A 1088-nucleotide genomic window follows, 5' to 3' on the forward strand; every position below is an offset into this window, starting at 1 on the left:
ACGTTTGTGGACATCATGCGCAAAACGCAGGAGCAAGCGCTGGCTTCAGGCGTCTATGACAGCTTCCCGCTGTATGAGATTCAGGCGCTGACCGAGCAGAAGCAAAATCTGATTAACCACATTATGGTGTTTGAGAACTATCCGGTCGAGGAACAAGTCGAGCAGCTGGGTGAAGTTCGTCCATCCGCGTTTGACATTACGAATGTAGAGGTTGTCGAGCAAACGAACTATGATCTGGACTTGATTGTGATGCCAGATGAAACCTTCCGGATCATGTTTAGATACAACGCGAATGTGTACGATCGGTCTACGATCGAGCGGATGCAGGGACATGTACTGCATGTCATCGAGCAAATTATTGACAATCCGCATATCCGAGTGAATGAGCTGGCATTGGTGACAGCGGAAGAGCAGGCACAGATCGTTCAGGTGTGGGGCGATACGGCCGCAGCCTATCCGCAGGATCAGACGCTAAGCAGTCTGTTTGAGCAGCAGGTAGCGAATACACCGGAGCAAGTGGCAGTACTGTGTGGTGCAGAGTCGTTGACCTACGCGGAGCTGAACGAACGGGCTAACCGTTTGGCCCGGACCTTGCGTGCGCAAGGGGTTCAGCCGGATCAGCCTGTGGGCATTCTGGTTTACCGTTCGCTGGACATGATCGTAGGCATCTATGCGATCCTGAAGGCAGGCGGGGCCTATGTGCCAATTGATCCGGAATATCCGGCCGATCGTATCCGCTTTATGCTGGAGGATTCGGGAGCGAAGCTGGTGCTGACACAATCACATCTGGCGGAGCAAGTGTCGCTGAGTTTCGACGGCCAGGTGCTGGTGCTGGATCGTCAGGAGCAGGATGGCAAGGATATTTATCACGAGGATGACTCGAATCTGGAGCCACTGGCTGGACCGCACCATGTCGCCTATGTCATTTATACCTCCGGTTCGACCGGAAAACCGAAGGGTGTGATGGTGGAGCACCATTCCGTGCTGAACCGGATTTTGTGGATGCATAATCGTTATGGCTTGAGTGCGGCAGATACGATCTTGCAAAAGACGGCCTTCACCTTCGATGTGTCGGTGTGGGAGCTGTT

General features: G+C 53.4%; 1 protein-coding gene. It reads left to right on the forward strand.

Features of this window, described 5'->3' with window-relative positions:
- Positions 1-1088 (forward strand): AMP-binding protein (locus tag HFE01_RS26345; RefSeq protein WP_167442899.1); only part of this gene is annotated, 1088 nt, incomplete at both ends.

Source organism: Paenibacillus sp. EKM10P, from assembly GCF_011800655.1.
Taxonomy (GTDB): Bacteria; Bacillota; Bacilli; order Paenibacillales; family Paenibacillaceae; genus Paenibacillus; species Paenibacillus polymyxa.